The organism is Pseudoalteromonas sp. APC 3893 (assembly GCF_030408095.1).
Taxonomy (GTDB): Bacteria; Pseudomonadota; Gammaproteobacteria; order Enterobacterales; family Alteromonadaceae; genus Pseudoalteromonas.
Genome location: NZ_JASDCD010000011.1, coordinates 83,137 through 97,471, shown reverse-complemented (window position 1 = coordinate 97,471; position 14,335 = coordinate 83,137). Strand labels below are relative to the sequence as shown.

At 41.1% G+C, this 14,335-nt stretch carries 13 protein-coding genes; 7 read left to right on the top strand and 6 right to left on the bottom strand.

Annotated elements, in window-relative coordinates; translation table 11 throughout:
- Positions 1–473: 473 nt before the first annotated feature.
- Positions 474–686, bottom strand: a complete 213-nt coding sequence (gene rpmE / locus QMA12_RS13485) for a 50S ribosomal protein L31 (protein WP_087532649.1) — start codon at positions 684–686, stop codon at positions 474–476.
- Between the two features lie 232 nt (positions 687–918).
- On the opposite strand from rpmE, the gene priA reads away from it, so the two are divergent.
- From priA to QMA12_RS13460, 5 genes are all read left to right on the top strand, one after another.
- Positions 919–3,105 carry a primosomal protein N' gene (priA, locus tag QMA12_RS13480; protein WP_290209424.1) on the top strand — a complete coding sequence of 729 codons (2,187 nt, stop codon included), beginning with the start codon at positions 919–921 and terminating at the stop codon, positions 3,103–3,105.
- 20 nt (positions 3,106–3,125) lie between these two features.
- Positions 3,126–3,656: an SPOR domain-containing protein gene (locus tag QMA12_RS13475; protein WP_087532651.1), complete on the top strand. Its 531-nt coding sequence runs from the start codon at positions 3,126–3,128 to the stop codon at positions 3,654–3,656.
- Between the two features lie 80 nt (positions 3,657–3,736).
- Positions 3,737–4,255, top strand: a complete 519-nt coding sequence (gene hslV / locus QMA12_RS13470; RefSeq protein ID WP_054552816.1) for an ATP-dependent protease subunit HslV — start codon at positions 3,737–3,739, stop codon at positions 4,253–4,255.
- Positions 4,256–4,266: 11 nt separating this feature from the next.
- Positions 4,267–5,595, top strand: coding sequence for an HslU--HslV peptidase ATPase subunit (gene hslU / locus QMA12_RS13465; RefSeq protein ID WP_087532652.1), 1,329 nt, complete (start codon positions 4,267–4,269; stop codon positions 5,593–5,595).
- Positions 5,596–5,684: 89 nt separating this feature from the next.
- On the top strand, positions 5,685–6,059 hold the full coding sequence (locus QMA12_RS13460; RefSeq protein ID WP_087532653.1) for a gamma-butyrobetaine hydroxylase-like domain-containing protein: 375 nt from the start codon (positions 5,685–5,687) through the stop codon (positions 6,057–6,059).
- A 289-nt stretch (positions 6,060–6,348) separates the two neighbouring features.
- On the opposite strand, the gene QMA12_RS13455 is transcribed toward QMA12_RS13460, so the two are convergent.
- From QMA12_RS13455 to QMA12_RS13440, 4 genes are all read right to left on the bottom strand, one after another.
- Positions 6,349–6,753, bottom strand: a complete 405-nt coding sequence (locus QMA12_RS13455) for a molecular chaperone DnaJ (RefSeq protein ID WP_290209423.1) — start codon at positions 6,751–6,753, stop codon at positions 6,349–6,351.
- 503 nt (positions 6,754–7,256) lie between these two features.
- The gene (locus QMA12_RS13450; protein WP_087532657.1) at positions 7,257–9,137 is read right to left on the bottom strand and encodes a methyl-accepting chemotaxis protein; all 1,881 of its coding nucleotides are present in this window, start codon (positions 9,135–9,137) and stop codon (positions 7,257–7,259) included.
- A 115-nt stretch (positions 9,138–9,252) separates the two neighbouring features.
- Complete coding sequence (locus tag QMA12_RS13445) at positions 9,253–10,281, bottom strand: MJ1255/VC2487 family glycosyltransferase (RefSeq protein ID WP_290209422.1); 1,029 nt, start codon at positions 10,279–10,281, stop codon at positions 9,253–9,255.
- Positions 10,278–10,817 carry a phosphatase PAP2 family protein gene (locus QMA12_RS13440; RefSeq protein WP_290209421.1) on the bottom strand — a complete coding sequence of 180 codons (540 nt, stop codon included), beginning with the start codon at positions 10,815–10,817 and terminating at the stop codon, positions 10,278–10,280. Before QMA12_RS13440 ends, QMA12_RS13445 begins: the two co-directional genes overlap by 4 nt.
- Before the next feature lie 217 nt (positions 10,818–11,034).
- On the opposite strand from QMA12_RS13440, the gene rraA reads away from it, so the two are divergent.
- Positions 11,035–11,532, top strand: a complete 498-nt coding sequence (gene rraA / locus QMA12_RS13435) for a ribonuclease E activity regulator RraA (protein WP_087532660.1) — start codon at positions 11,035–11,037, stop codon at positions 11,530–11,532.
- The gene (locus QMA12_RS13430; RefSeq protein WP_087532661.1) at positions 11,533–12,579 is read left to right on the top strand and encodes a formimidoylglutamase; all 1,047 of its coding nucleotides are present in this window, start codon (positions 11,533–11,535) and stop codon (positions 12,577–12,579) included.
- Positions 12,580–12,592: 13 nt separating this feature from the next.
- On the opposite strand, the gene QMA12_RS13425 is transcribed toward QMA12_RS13430, so the two are convergent.
- A complete protein-coding gene (locus QMA12_RS13425) occupies positions 12,593–14,251 on the bottom strand; it encodes a GGDEF domain-containing phosphodiesterase (RefSeq protein ID WP_290209420.1) in 1,659 nt (552 codons plus the stop codon).
- Positions 14,252–14,335: the final 84 nt, after the last annotated feature.

The window sequence follows — 14,335 nt, the reverse complement described above, 5'->3', positions numbered from 1 at the left end:
TGCGTTTTGCCAGCATTTTTAGTAAATAATTCTAAAAACGCCTGATTAAAACACTAACAAAACATCAAAAAACCCAGCTAAATTTGCTTGAATTTAAAGCAAATATTACTGCAACTCGAACAAACTAAAAAACAACAACAATTATCGACGATAGCGACAAATAACTGCAATTTAGCCCGTTTTAGATACAGTAATAGCAGCAATGTAATTTATATTAATAATTAATATAGTGAATTAATTAGGGTTTGTCTGTGCTTCATTAGCTATAACCATTATAAGAAACAGAAATATTAGTCAGAATAATATCGCTATAAATTAGCCATATCGCTGGCAACAAAGTAATACACAAAGGGGGGATTTTCTAATTTTAATCTATGTAAATTAGGAGGGGAAAATGAGTCACTGTAAGTTTTTCTAAATTACAGGCACAAAAAAAGCACCCGAAGGTGCCTTTCTTAACACGAAAGCAGAAATTACTTGCTGCTAAGTGAACCGAAACGCTTGTTAAAGCGATCAACACGGCCACCTGTGTCTAAAATCTTTTGCTTACCAGTGTAAAACGGGTGACACGCAGAGCATACGTCTAAGTGAATGTCTTTACACAGAGTTGAACTAGTTTCGAATTTATTTCCGCATGAACAAGTTGCTGAAATTACTTCGTACTTAGGGTGAATACCTTCTTTCATAGAAACCTCTAGTTAAGGCCGCATCGCTCTCCAAACCCGAAGTCTGGCACCATACGTCGTTTAAATCAAAATAATTGGACGCGTATTCTAAGCAACAACCTCGCCCGCCACAAGCTTTAAATGTGTTTTTTGCTAATTAAATGAGCAAAAACTTTAAACCCAGCATTTGCTGATAGGTTTTTTATCGTAACTTTAGTACATTAGCTGTCTTGTTGGTTTTTGTTGAGTTGCTATGAGTTTTGTTGAAGTTGCTATAAAAGTTCCGCTACAGCGTACTTTTGATTACAGCCTACCGGAACAACTTAACGGTTTATCAGTAACGCCACAAGTTGGCACCCGGGTTATAGTGCCATTTGGTAATCAAAAGAAAGTCGCCGTGGTACTCGCGTTAAAAACCACCACAAACGTGCCAAAAGATAAAATTAAAGCGCTCTTAGAGGTGATTGATGATGAGCCTATTTTATCTGCACAGCACCTTGATTTATTACGCTTTACCGCCCGTTATTATTGCTACCCATTAGGCGAAACAATACATATTGCATTACCTGGCGCATTACGCCAAGGCGAATGCCCTGATAAGAGCAGTATTAACATGGTCGCCTTAACTGCAAAAGGCGCCAAGCTTCCGTCTTTAAAAGCAAAAAGCCAACTAGGGCTATTAAAGCAATTAGCCGAATCAGGAAAGTCCTCACTCACCGAATTAAAAGCGCTCGGGTTTAATAAAAAGACCATTGATAGTTTGCTGACAAAAGAGCTTATCAGCCAAAGTATTGAACACGATAATCAATGGCAACAACAAGCGCCACAAATTGGTACCAAACCCGTATTAAACAAAGAGCAAGCCGTTGCCTGTACATCAATAAACCAAAGCACAGGTTTTAATAGCTTTTTACTTGAAGGCGTCACCGGCAGTGGCAAAACTGAAGTTTACTTACAATGCCTAGAAGAAGTACTAAAACGGGGCGAGCAAGCACTCGTACTAGTGCCCGAAATAGGCTTAACACCCCAAACGGTTAACCGCTTTCGCCGCCGCTTTGTTAATACTCCTATCATGCTTTGGCACTCAGCCTTAACCGATAACGAGCGTTTACAAACATGGCGCTTTTGCGAAAAAGCCAGCTGCGCTATTGTTATAGGCACTCGCTCAAGTATCTTTTTACCTTTTTTAAAACTGGGTATGATCATTGTTGATGAAGAACACGATAGTTCATTCAAACAACAAGATACCTTGCGCTATCATGCCAGAGACTTAGCAGCATACCGTGCTTATCAACACAAGATCCCCTTAGTCTTAGGCTCAGCAACGCCCGCTTTAGAGACTTTGCACAAAGCCATTAATGGTAAATACCAACTACTGAGCTTAACGCAGCGTGCACAAACCAGCACAGATAACAAGTTTCAGTTGTTAGATATGAAAGGCCAGCCAGATCAAGCCGGTATTGCCCATGCAAGTCTTGCCACAATGCGTCAGCATTTAAACCGTGGTAAGCAAGTAATGGTATTTTTAAATCGCCGTGGTTTTTCACCTACACTAATTTGCCACGAATGTGGTTGGCTCAGTGAGTGCTCTCGTTGCAGTACCAGCGCTACTTTTCATAAAGCCATAGGCCAAATGATTTGCCATCACTGCGGCGAACAAGAACGGGTACCACATCAATGCCCTGACTGTGGCAGCACACAAATATTTCCAAATGGCAAAGGCACCGAACAAATAGAAGAGTTTTTAACTACAGAGTTTACTGATACTCCTATTAGCCGGATTGACCGTGATTCAACACGGCGTAAGGGCAGCTTAGAAAAAGCCCTTGATGATATTAATCAAGGCGGCGCACGAATTTTAGTGGGTACGCAAATGCTCGCTAAAGGACACCACTTTCCCGATGTCAGCTTAGTGCTTATTTTAGACGTAGATAGCGGCTTATACTCCTGTGATTTTCGTGCGACCGAGCATTTAGCTCAACTGGTTACACAAGTTGCAGGGCGAGCAGGACGAAGCGGAGAGCCTGGCCATGTTTTATTGCAAACACACTTTCCAGAGCACCCATTATTACAAGACTTAGTTAATAATGGGTATCAAGATTTTGCCCGCTTTGCATTACAAGAGCGTGAAGATGCACAACTACCCCCTATTACGAATATGGCCATTGTCCGCGCCCAAGGGCATAACGTGAAGCAGGTGGTGGATTTTTTAACTGATTTAGTTCCTGTGCACGGTGTAACTGGTATACAATTGCTAGGTCCAATTCCTGCTCCTCTTGAAAAAATAGCAGGGAAATACCGTTTTCAATTGCATATTCAAGCGCTTGATCGTCAATTATTGCACCAATATTTAGCGCAAATGATTGACTACCTAAGCACCAGTAAGCTTGCACAAAAAGTGCGCTGGAGCTTAGATGTCGACCCAATAGATATGATTTAAGGTTAAAACTTAGAACACACATGGCACAACACGATTTTATTAATAAAAAACCGGGCAACCGTAACAGTAAAAAACAGCCACCCGCTAAAAAGCCATTTCCGGTTTTATTAGTTATTTTAACGACTCTTTTGGTCGGTGGTTTTTGCTTTGGCTTATGGTATGTAAAAACCAATGCCGACCCTAAACTTGTTGAACAACAAGCCAATCCGACTAAAGCTAAAGAAAAAGTTGAGCCGGCTAAACCGCGCCCGCCTGAATTTATAAAAGAAATAAAAGAGCATGAAATCCAAGTTGAAGTTAAAGAGCTTAAACAAAAAGGCCCTTATGTCATGCAATGCGGGTCATTTAGAACTCGTTCTCAAGCCGAAACTCTCAAAGCAAAAATAGCCTTTGCAGGACTCATTGCTGAAGTACGTGAAACCACTGGCACAAATGGAATTTGGTATAAAGTACGCCTTGGGCCTTATAAAACCAAGCGTTTAGCTGAAAGTGACAAAAACAAACTCAAACGCAGCAAAATAATGGGCTGTGGAATTTGGCTTTGGACTTGATTTTAATCCATTAACCCATATTAACCTCTCATCAATCGCTTTTTACGAGTCGCCCCCGCGGCTCGATGATGAGGAATAACATGACCACTATTGTAAGTGTACGCCGCGACGATAAAGTCGTCATTGGTGGCGACGGCCAAGTTTCACTTGGTAACACCGTAATGAAGGGCAACGCCCGTAAAGTTCGACGCCTTTATAATGGCAAAGTAATCGCTGGTTTTGCTGGCGGTACTGCTGATGCCTTTACCCTATTCGAACGTTTTGAAAGCAAACTTGAAATGCACCAAGGTAACCTAACCAAAGCTGCCGTAGAAATGGCAAAAGACTGGCGTAGTGACCGTGCTCTTCGAAAACTCGAAGCCTTGCTTGCGGTTGCTGATGAAACCGCGTCATTGATTATTACAGGTAACGGCGATGTCGTGCAGCCTGAAAACGACCTAATCGCTATTGGTAGTGGTGGTAACTTTGCGCAATCAGCCGCAACTGCGTTACTTGAAAACACCGACCTGAGCGCCCGTGATATCGTAGAAAAAAGCCTGACAATTGCAGGCAATATTTGCGTATTCACAAATAACTTCCAAACTATCGAAGAATTGTAATAGGAACCGCTATGTCTGCTATGACTCCAAGAGAAATCGTTCATGAACTTGACCAACATATCATTGGCCAAGCAAAAGCAAAAAAAGCTGTCTCTATTGCGCTTCGTAATCGCTGGCGCCGTATGCAATTAAGCGACGACTTACGCACTGAAGTTACCCCAAAAAATATTTTAATGATTGGTCCTACCGGTGTTGGTAAAACTGAAATTGCACGTCGCTTAGCAAAACTCGCTAACGCGCCATTTATTAAAGTTGAAGCCACTAAGTTCACCGAAGTGGGTTATGTCGGTAAAGAAGTTGAAACTATCATTCGTGATTTAGTCGATGTGTCAATTAAAATGACACGCGAACAGCAAACTAAAAAGTTTAAGCATCGCGCTGAAGAAGCTGCAGAAGAACGTATTTTAGACGCATTACTGCCACCAGCGAAAGACTCATATGGTGAAGCTCAGCGTGATGAAAACTCATCAACGCGCCAGACATTCCGTAAAAAGTTACGCGAAGGTCAATTAGACGACAAAGAAATTGATATTGATGTTGCTCAAGGGCAGCCTAATGTTGAGATCATGTCGCCTCCTGGTATGGAAGAAATGACCAACCAGCTGCAGAGCATGTTCCAAAACATGTCTTCTGATAAAAAGACCAAACGTAAGCTGAAAATTAAAGAAGCCTTTAAACTGTTAGCCGAAGAAGAAGCCGCTAAATTAGTAAACCCTGAAGAACTTAAAGAGCAAGCTATCTTTGCGGTTGAGCAAAACGGTATTGTGTTTATCGATGAGATAGACAAAATCTGTAAGCGTGGCGAGTCATCAGGCCCAGATGTAAGTCGTGAAGGCGTACAGCGCGATTTACTGCCGCTGATTGAAGGTTCAACTGTCAACACCAAACACGGCATGGTTAAAACCGACCACATGCTATTTATTGCCTCTGGTGCATTCCAAATGTCAAAACCATCTGACATGATCCCAGAGCTACAAGGTCGTTTACCTATTCGTGTTGAACTAGAAGCACTCACAGCCGATGACTTTAAACGCATTCTAACTGAGCCGCATGCGTCACTCACAGAACAACAACGCGAACTACTTAAAACTGAACAAGTAAATGTAGAGTTTGCCGATGATGCAATTGAGCGTATCGCTAAAGCCGCTTGGCAGGTAAACGAAAAAACCGAAAATATCGGTGCTCGTCGCTTACATACTGTGATGGAAAAACTAATGGAAGAAATTTCATTTGATGCTTCAGAGCAAGCAGGTTCAAATCTAGTGATTGACGCCGCTTATGTTGAAAAACATTTAGGCGCATTAGTTGAAGATGAAGACTTAAGCCGCTTTATTCTTTAATTTTAAAACTAGGATCTAGGGCCTAGGTTCTAGGTTCTAGGTTCTAGGTTCTAGGTTCTAGGTTCTAGGTTACTCACAAAGGTATAACAATGAAACAAGTGATCAAGGTACACCATCATACCGTTAGCAAAGCGCTTGATGTTTATTTTGATGACGACTCAACTTGCACTTTCAGCAGTGAGTTTTTGCGTGTTCACTCCCCTTCTGCCGAAGTACAAGGCCATGGCAATGAGCCGATGAAACTCGTTTTGAGTAAATCACAGGTTGGCATCAGCAAAATAGAACCCGTTGGTCACTATGCAATTAGACTCATCTTCGACGATAACCACAACAGCGGCTTATTCAGTTGGAGCTACTTATCACACCTACAAGCTAACCATGATGATCTATGGCAAACATATCAGCAACGCGTAGCAGAGCACCAAGCTAACAAAGACAGCGTACCGATCAAGTTTGTGCCTTAATGAGTTGGCGAGAGTAAAGTTAGCAAGTTAAAAGGTTCAAGGTGAAAGTTAGCCCAGCTCGGCGTTAAAGCTGATTATGTGGTTGTGGTTGTGGTTGAGTGCAGCGAAATCTAATGAGAAGGTTCTAGGTTCTAGGTTTGCCGAGCCATAAAGTAGTCTTATCAAACTTTGTCAAATTAGTGAACTTCAATCAAATCAAACAGGCGTGTTTGTGCCAATATAGTCTTTGAACATTCGCAATTTCCCCCAGACAGCTTCCTAGCTGAACAACATTGGCTTGATAGATGTTTTACTTACTATTGATGTCATTTTTAACTTTTTGGTTTAACTCCATAAACTCTTTTACCAATGAGTCGCAAACAGACTTTTTAGCAGCACATTTTACTTCAGTAGTTATTCCAATCTGACCATTTCTCTCGACAACCGCACGGCGCACAACTGACGGATATGAAGGGTGAGCTTTGGGTGCAAATGACCAAAGAGCTTTATTCGTATTATCGTTTACAATAACCCAACCTTTAGACTCACTAATCTCTGCATCGAGATCTAACTTCAGCGCTTCGAGAGCCCCTAAAACAGTGTTATAACCAAAAACTTGCCCATTTTTTCCTTCATATCCCAACTTTGAGTTTGAATCAGTAGCAAATGAAAAACACGAAAAAATTAATAAAGCTAAAAATATTACTCGATTCATATACAGCCCTACTTAAGCACATAACGAGCCTATAGAATTACTCGTTTTTAATTTATTTTTATTAATGCATTAACCATAGCGGAGTTGCAATTTTGATTCAATCGCTTAGTCATATTCGGGTTAGATTAACGACTATTTAAGCATGTAAGTACTAAACGCTAAGTTTCCCTCATTTACTTCTCATTCCCTGCTATTTGTGCAAAAGATCTTTAACTGAATTATTCACAAGGAAGTTAAGTAACTAGAGCCTGAGATTGGCGTAGGTCGTGCTTTAGCGCGTCAATTCCAATGGTTAATTGATTTTCGTCATAAATGACGAACTACAGGATAAATAATTAGGCTTTGTGGCTAATGGATTCAGCTCAATAAATCTGTTGTTTTTTCCTCATTTAATTACCCAAACTAAAAAGCCATAAGCTCAAAGCAACTCAGGTTGCTTAAAACTTATGGCTTAGCGCTTAAAGCTCAACTAACTCCTAGAGCCTAAACCCTAGCACCTATTATTAAACCTTAAACTTATCTATCGCTTGATGCAGTACTTTCGCCTGCTCTGATACTTCTTCACTGGTTTGTGCATTAGTAACAGCATGGCCTGATGCGCTTTCGGCAATATCACGAATTCTCACTACATTTTTATTCACCTCAGAGGCCACTTGGCTTTGTTCATCAATGGCCGCGGCAATATGGGTGCTCATGTCCATGATGGTTTGTACATCTTCAGTGATAGAGCTAAGTAACTCACCTGCCTTTGTGGCTTGAGCAGCACTTTCTCCCCCTTGTGTGCGGCAACGTTGCATTATACTCACCACTTCTTGAGTGCGCTCTTGCAAGGTTGAAATAATACTTTCGATTTCTGTTGTTGATTCCTGCGTGCGCTGAGCAAGCGAACGTACTTCGTCAGCAACAACAGCAAAGCCTCGTCCTTGCTCTCCGGCACGGGCTGCTTCAATAGCTGCATTCAGAGCAAGTAAGTTTGTTTGTTCTGCAATACCGCGAATTACATCCAATACTGAACCAATTGTTTCACCGTCTTTTTCAAGTTGTGAAACCACTGAAGAGGCATTACCAAGTGAATCCGAAAGTTGATTAATGTGCTTAACAGTAGATTCTACTTCCGAGCGCCCCTGTTGTGCGCTTAAGTTAGTCGACTCGGCCTTTTTAGCCGCCGCTTCAGTATTGTGAGAAATATCTTGAATGGTTGCCTGCATTTCAGTAGCAGCTGTTGCTACCATATCAGCTTCATGCAATTGCTCTTGCATACCGCTACTTGTTGCAGAGGTTGTCTCTGATAAGTTACCTGTCGCAATATTTAATGTAGTGAGCGCGGTATTTACTTCATAAATAAGCTTTTTGAAATCACCAATTAAACTATTAAAGTCAATGGTCATAGTAGTGATTTCATCTTTACCGGTTTCTTCAATAAACAAGCTTAAATCGTTGTTGCGCCTAATATCATTAATGGTGTGATATACCCGCTCGATAGGTAAGATGATTGAACGACTAGTAAAATAAACCAGTGCCATAACAATTAAGCTAGCAATGACAAAAATAGCAATTGCTAGCATTTGTGCCTGCTTAGCAGTTTCATCCACTTGCTGTTTGGTCTCGCTTGTAATGCGCGAAACCACCTCATCACTTTGTTTGACACTACCGCGCATTTTTCCTAGAGCACCTGAATCTAAATCTAGACCCAGTGCAACTTGTGCATCCACCAGTGCTGTAAACTTACTTTGATAGCTGTTAAGTAATAAGGCCAACTGCCCACTAGTGTTAGCATCAATATCTGCCGCTCTAATTTGTTGGCTTAATTGCTGGGTTAAGTCTTTAAAACGCGAAAGGTATTTAAGATCTAAGCGCAGCATAAAATCTTTTTCGGCGCGGCGTAACTGTAGCATTAAAGTTAAAAGTTGGTTGTTGTCTTGCTCATCTAGCACCATTTCCATCTCATGTACCGCACTACGCAACTCACCATATAAGGCGTCTGTTGGGTGCAATCCTATGACACGTTGTAACTCAACAACTTTTTGAAAATCGTTATAATACTTCTCAGCTAGCGCCGCGAACTGATTAACTTGAACAGTGGCGATATTTAATTCATTTGACAGTACAGTCAGTTTATCGAGTTTAGACTGCAATTGTTCATACTCTTGATCAAATGCTGCTAACTTCGACACATCCTTATAAAAAAGAAAATCTTTTTCATGTTTACGCATCGATAGCTCATGTATATCCAGTTCTTCTGCATATTGAATGGTTTCATTTAGTTTTAGCATGGTCCGTGCTTCATAAATGATGATACAAAGCATAACAATCATTGCTAAACCAACAACTAAAGCGTTAATTTGTAACCGACGCTTAATCGTCAGGTTTTGGAGTAAAGTCATCTACAACAGCCTTTCTAATTTAATCATTATGATTATAGTCAAGTATTGGTCTTAATGTGCTGATTATCTCACTTTAAACCAATAATCTGTAAATTAATTTACTCTTTATCTAAAATTAAGCCACTGAATCCCATAATGATTCGTGTAAATTTTGGGTGTTACTCCATTGCTTCTCTGCCAGCCAGTTTACCAACGGCTTAGGATCACTGGGAAAGTTTATCTGCATGTGATCTTTGCTAGTAATCCACTCATCAAGTGCACATGGGTTTAAATAACTCATCACATGCGCTGCTTTCATGGCTAATAACGTTTGTGCATTGGCATCCTGCTCAAATTGACCTGACAATGGTTTGAGTAATAATTTTTTACCGAGCTTTAGCGCTTCACTTGACAGTTCAAACCCTGCATTGGCTATTACGCCGCTGGCGTTGGCTAAGTCATTCAAAAAGCCACTGCGTGAAGGTGCCCTTAAATGAATGTGCCCATGAGAGTTATTTTTTGCATCGGGGTGATAACAATAAAACTCTTTAGCCGGAAAGTCCTTTAAATAATCAACCACACTTGCTAGTTCTTCAAATGGTAAATAAACCAATACCTTATTATCAACACTCACTGGATTATCATGATGGTGATTGGCAATAAACGGTGGGATGATATTGCCTGCAAACGGTTGCCAATGAACGCCTAAATAAACATCGGCAGGCGCATAACAACGAATTAATGAACGGCGAAATAAACCATGACCAAACATAGGCACTTTGGGTGATAAAAAAGCGGCTTGGTGGCTCATTCCAATAACCGGCACACCTTGGCGCTTTGCTGCCCACGCGCTGATGGGTTCAAAGTCATTAAACACAAAATCGTAACTGGATACATCCAGCTGCTTAATATCATTTAGCAATTTGCACACTCGCGCATTCTTTACTGTGCGTAAACTACTGACTTGACCATTTTGGGTTGAAAACGATAATCCGCGAAAACTACGGTAATTTATAAATTCGCCCATATCAAAATAGTCTTGCTGCGCGCGCCCTGAAAAAACATAATCAACTTCTACGCCCATCTGGCTAAACGCATTTGCCATTACTCGTGCACGAGTTATATGTCCGTTTCCTGTGCCTTGAATACCGTACAGTATTCTCATAGATAACCCACCAATAAAATAGCCATTACACCACAACTTGAACCCATTAAAGCCCCAAGCACGACATCAGCAGGGAAGTGAACCCCTAGCACCACACGAGAAGCAGCCACACCGCTGGCCCATGCAAACCATAACCAGAATAATTCTGGAAAATATTGCGCCAGTATAATGGCGACTAAAAAAGCGCCCGCACTATGCCCTGATGGCAAACTAAACTTATCGCTAGGCACTATATATGCGCCTTTTACTAAACAATCACATGGGCGAACTCGCGCGAAGGTTTTTTTTGCAACATAATAAATTGGTCTTTCGATCAAAAAGCCAAGCAACAAGGTGATCGATAGCAGTTGCAACTCTTGCTCACTGCCTAACCAGCCAAACCCCAAAGCCATCATGACGTATAAGCCACCATTACCGCTTTTTGAAAACCCTAACGCTGAATTTTTTATCCATACGGGTGAGTTTCCATTAAATAGCTTAAGGAACAAATCTTCATCTAACTGTGCAACCTTTTTTAGTATATTGTTCTGACTCATGGTTGGGTCCTTTTTCACGCAAACTATGTACACAATTTCAGCATAGGCGCTCTAAATAACAATTGGGTGACGCTTTTAAGACACTAATGTTGCTTTTACCTACTTACGCTCTTTTTTGCATAAAAAGAGCACAATTAACTATCATTAAGTCGTTGTTATTGCGTTTAAGAGGGGTATACTGAAGACTAGCTCATATATCTTTTAGAAGGATAGAAAAATGGATTACAGCACCTCAGATTTATGCGATCACTTTGCCGACGTGGTCGATGTGCTCGAACCTATGTTTATTAACTTTGGTGGCCGTCACAGTTTTGGTGGCCGTATCAAAACCGTTAAATGTTTTGAAAATAATGAACTGATCAGAGAGATCCTTAGCGAAGATGGTGATGAGTGTGTTTTACTCATTGATGGCGGTGGTTCAACTCGTCGTGCACTGATTGATATTGAGCTAGCTGAATTAGCCATAGAGAATAATTGGCAAGGCATTGTTGTTTACGGTGCAGTACGCCACGTAGACGAACTTGAAGAACTCGACTTTGGTATTCAAGCGATTGCATCTATTCCTGTTGCGGCAGATAGCCAAGGTGCTGGTGAAGATGGTATTGGGGTTAATTTTGCCGGTGTTTCATTTTTTGATGATGATTACATCTACGCAGACAGCACGGGGATCGTGTTATCAGCTGAAGAGCTAGAATTGGAAATTGTTGAAGAATAAATGTCCGAATACCTACATATTTATGATGAAGCGACTGTTAAACCTTGGTGTAGCAGTCGTTTAAATGAAAAAAAAGCATGGCAGTCTATTGCTTTATTAGACACCCAAGTAAACCCACTACAGGCCATGCAAGATGCTGCACAGTTTGGTATTAAATACGTTTTACTTGGCATCTGTGAAGACATTGGCCCCAGAGCAAACCTTGGTAATGGCGGAGCAAGCGATGGCTGGCACGCATTTATTAAGCGCTTTTTGAATCAGTCAAATAATCAATTTTTAGCAAACGAAAAAGTGTTATTGCTTGGTGAGGTTGGTGTTGCAGATATTACCGCAGCCGCAGCTGATTTAGATATTCAGAACCCAGAGCAACTTAACCAATTACGTGATTATTGCGGCCAATTAGATACCCGTGTTGAGCACGTGTTAAATTTAATTTTTAGCGCCGGCCTTGAGCCAATAATAATAGGTGGCGGCCATAACAATTGCTTAGGTATTATTCGTGCTTTAAGCAAACATAAAAAGCAGCCTATCAACGCTATTAATTTTGACCCTCACGCCGATTTTCGTGACTGTGAAGGTCGTCATTCTGGCAATGGCTTTCGTTATGCATACAATGAGCAGCACCTGCATAATTACCATGTAATTGGATTGCACGAACTAAAGAATAATCAAGCGATTATTGACGCATTAGCTGAGGCTAAGTTTGGTTATGATAGCTACCAAGCACTGCAAGTAAGGCGTGAAAAATCACTCACGCAAGCATGCCAGCAAGCGCTTGATAAATTAAGTCATGCACCTTTAGGTGTAGAAGTTGATTTAGACAGTATTTCATTAATGCCAGTAAGCGCATACACCAATTGCGGATTTAGCGTCAGTGATGCAGAGCATTTTGTATATTTAGCCGCAACGCAAGCTAATAGCCAATATTTACACCTTTGTGAAGCAGCGCCAAACCAACACCCTAGTGGTTTAAATGCGGGATTGAATGATGCCGGGCAAATCATTACCGCACTGGTTAATGCATACCTGCAAGCTAAAGAAAACTAAGCCGTCGCGTAATTTAGCTGTGCTCGATTTGCCATTGCTTTAACCAAGAGATCATACCTACACTACTCAATGGGTGGCTAAAATAATAACCTTGGGCTGCGAACGCATTGAGGTTATTAACAAAGCTCAACTGTTCTTGGGTTTCAACCCCCTCGCAAATCACTTTACTGTTTTGCTGATTATGCATATCAACCATGCCAGCTATTAAACTTCGTATATGTCCTTGCTGACTAAAGTCTGCGGTAAGTGATGGTGACACTTTTACATATTCAACAGCTAAGCTGGGTAATTTAGCCAACCACACTGGGCTGTCACCTAAGCCGTCGACACACATTTTAACCCCTTTGCTATTAAGCCTGGCTACCATTGCTTTACCTTGGTCATCTAAATTCATAAAGACCTCAAGCGGGCACTCTACGATTAAATCTCCGGGTAATAATTGATGCTCTAAAAAGACCTGATCAATAAATGCAATAAACTCTTCATTTAGCATTTCTGGGCCAAATATATTTGTGCTTAATGGCATTTTAATACCTTCCATCCGCAATGCCATTACCAACTCTGCAGCTCTTTCGATAACAAACTCAGCTAAAGGATACCCCAACCCTGCAATACGAATATCTTCGATAAATCGGCTGGCAGATAAAATACCTTGCTTAGGGTGTTGCCAGCGTAACAGCAACTCCAAGAACTCGATATCTTCATCATGATTACGAATAACGGGCTGAAAATACAACTCCAACTCGCTCGAAAAGTTAATATTGGCCAACTCTTTTAATCGAGCTTGCTGCTCCAGCTGTTCAACCATCATTTGTTGATGAAAAGCGACAACTTGTTTATTAGGTTGACCATCGAGTGCTAAATACCCGTAGGAAATTAAACTATCAAAGCCACTGCCTTGTTCATCACAATTTACATAGCTTGCACGAGCAGTTACTTCAACAGTGCAATTAGCCACATTGAAAGGTTTTAGCGTTGCCCCTAGTATTTGGCTAATAAGTTTTTCGTGAAGATGTTTTTGGTTATCTAAACTGCAAATAAACGCAAAATTTAATCCGCCTAAATGCGCTAACTTTTGCTGCGCTGATATATTAATAACGTCTTCAATAGCTAATAACTGTTTTGCTCTACTTGCCGATTGCGCCAATAGTAAATCGCCGAAGTCTCGACCTATATGCTGGTTTACAGCAGCAAAACCTTCTAAGCGAATAATAACGAGTGCGCCATCATGCTCACCACCTTGACGCCAGTCATAATAAGCCTGTTTTAATTTAGCACGATTTGGTAGTTCAGATAGCGGCGATGAAATTAACGGCTCGTCTCGGTTAACTTCATCTTGGCTATTGGTTAAGTCATGTTCATCTTCGAAAAAATAACCTGAACCTGCTAATACCAGCGTTGCAAGTACCACCCAATGATTTGGAATAGCTAACAACAGATGGGCAGCAAAGCAAATCGTAAAAACTAACGCAGCACCAAAGCTAATGCTCAACATAGTCCAGTTGTTTTGTTTAAACGTCTGCCACAAATGCAGGGCAATCAACAAGGCGAGTAATAATTCAAGGTAGGCGTAATGAAAGCTCAATAATGCTAGTGCAACAAAGACGTTGGCTATGTAACTTAAGCGTAGCAATGGGTGCCTTACAACACATAAGGCACATATCATTGACATCAGTATCGCCCCACTTAGAAAAACGGGGATCTGTGTGTTAGTTAAAAAAGAGCTTCCTGCTATTTGTGTCAGTCCAGTAGTTGT

Excerpts from the sequence above, each read along its gene's own strand:
- rpmE (WP_087532649.1), bottom strand. The coding sequence starts at position 686 with ATGAAAGAAGGTATTCACCCTAAGTACGAAGTAATTTCAGCAACTTGT.
- priA (WP_290209424.1), top strand. The coding sequence starts at position 919 with ATGAGTTTTGTTGAAGTTGCTATAAAAGTTCCGCTACAGCGTACTTTT.
- QMA12_RS13475 (WP_087532651.1), top strand. The coding sequence starts at position 3,126 with ATGGCACAACACGATTTTATTAATAAAAAACCGGGCAACCGTAACAGT.
- hslV (WP_054552816.1), top strand. The coding sequence starts at position 3,737 with ATGACCACTATTGTAAGTGTACGCCGCGACGATAAAGTCGTCATTGGT.
- hslU (WP_087532652.1), top strand. The coding sequence starts at position 4,267 with ATGTCTGCTATGACTCCAAGAGAAATCGTTCATGAACTTGACCAACAT.
- QMA12_RS13460 (WP_087532653.1), top strand. The coding sequence starts at position 5,685 with ATGAAACAAGTGATCAAGGTACACCATCATACCGTTAGCAAAGCGCTT.
- QMA12_RS13455 (WP_290209423.1), bottom strand. The coding sequence starts at position 6,753 with ATGAATCGAGTAATATTTTTAGCTTTATTAATTTTTTCGTGTTTTTCA.
- QMA12_RS13450 (WP_087532657.1), bottom strand. The coding sequence starts at position 9,137 with ATGACTTTACTCCAAAACCTGACGATTAAGCGTCGGTTACAAATTAAC.
- QMA12_RS13445 (WP_290209422.1), bottom strand. The coding sequence starts at position 10,281 with ATGAGAATACTGTACGGTATTCAAGGCACAGGAAACGGACATATAACT.
- QMA12_RS13440 (WP_290209421.1), bottom strand. The coding sequence starts at position 10,817 with ATGAGTCAGAACAATATACTAAAAAAGGTTGCACAGTTAGATGAAGAT.
- rraA (WP_087532660.1), top strand. The coding sequence starts at position 11,035 with ATGGATTACAGCACCTCAGATTTATGCGATCACTTTGCCGACGTGGTC.
- QMA12_RS13430 (WP_087532661.1), top strand. The coding sequence starts at position 11,533 with ATGTCCGAATACCTACATATTTATGATGAAGCGACTGTTAAACCTTGG.
- QMA12_RS13425 (WP_290209420.1), bottom strand. The coding sequence starts at position 14,251 with ATGTCAATGATATGTGCCTTATGTGTTGTAAGGCACCCATTGCTACGC.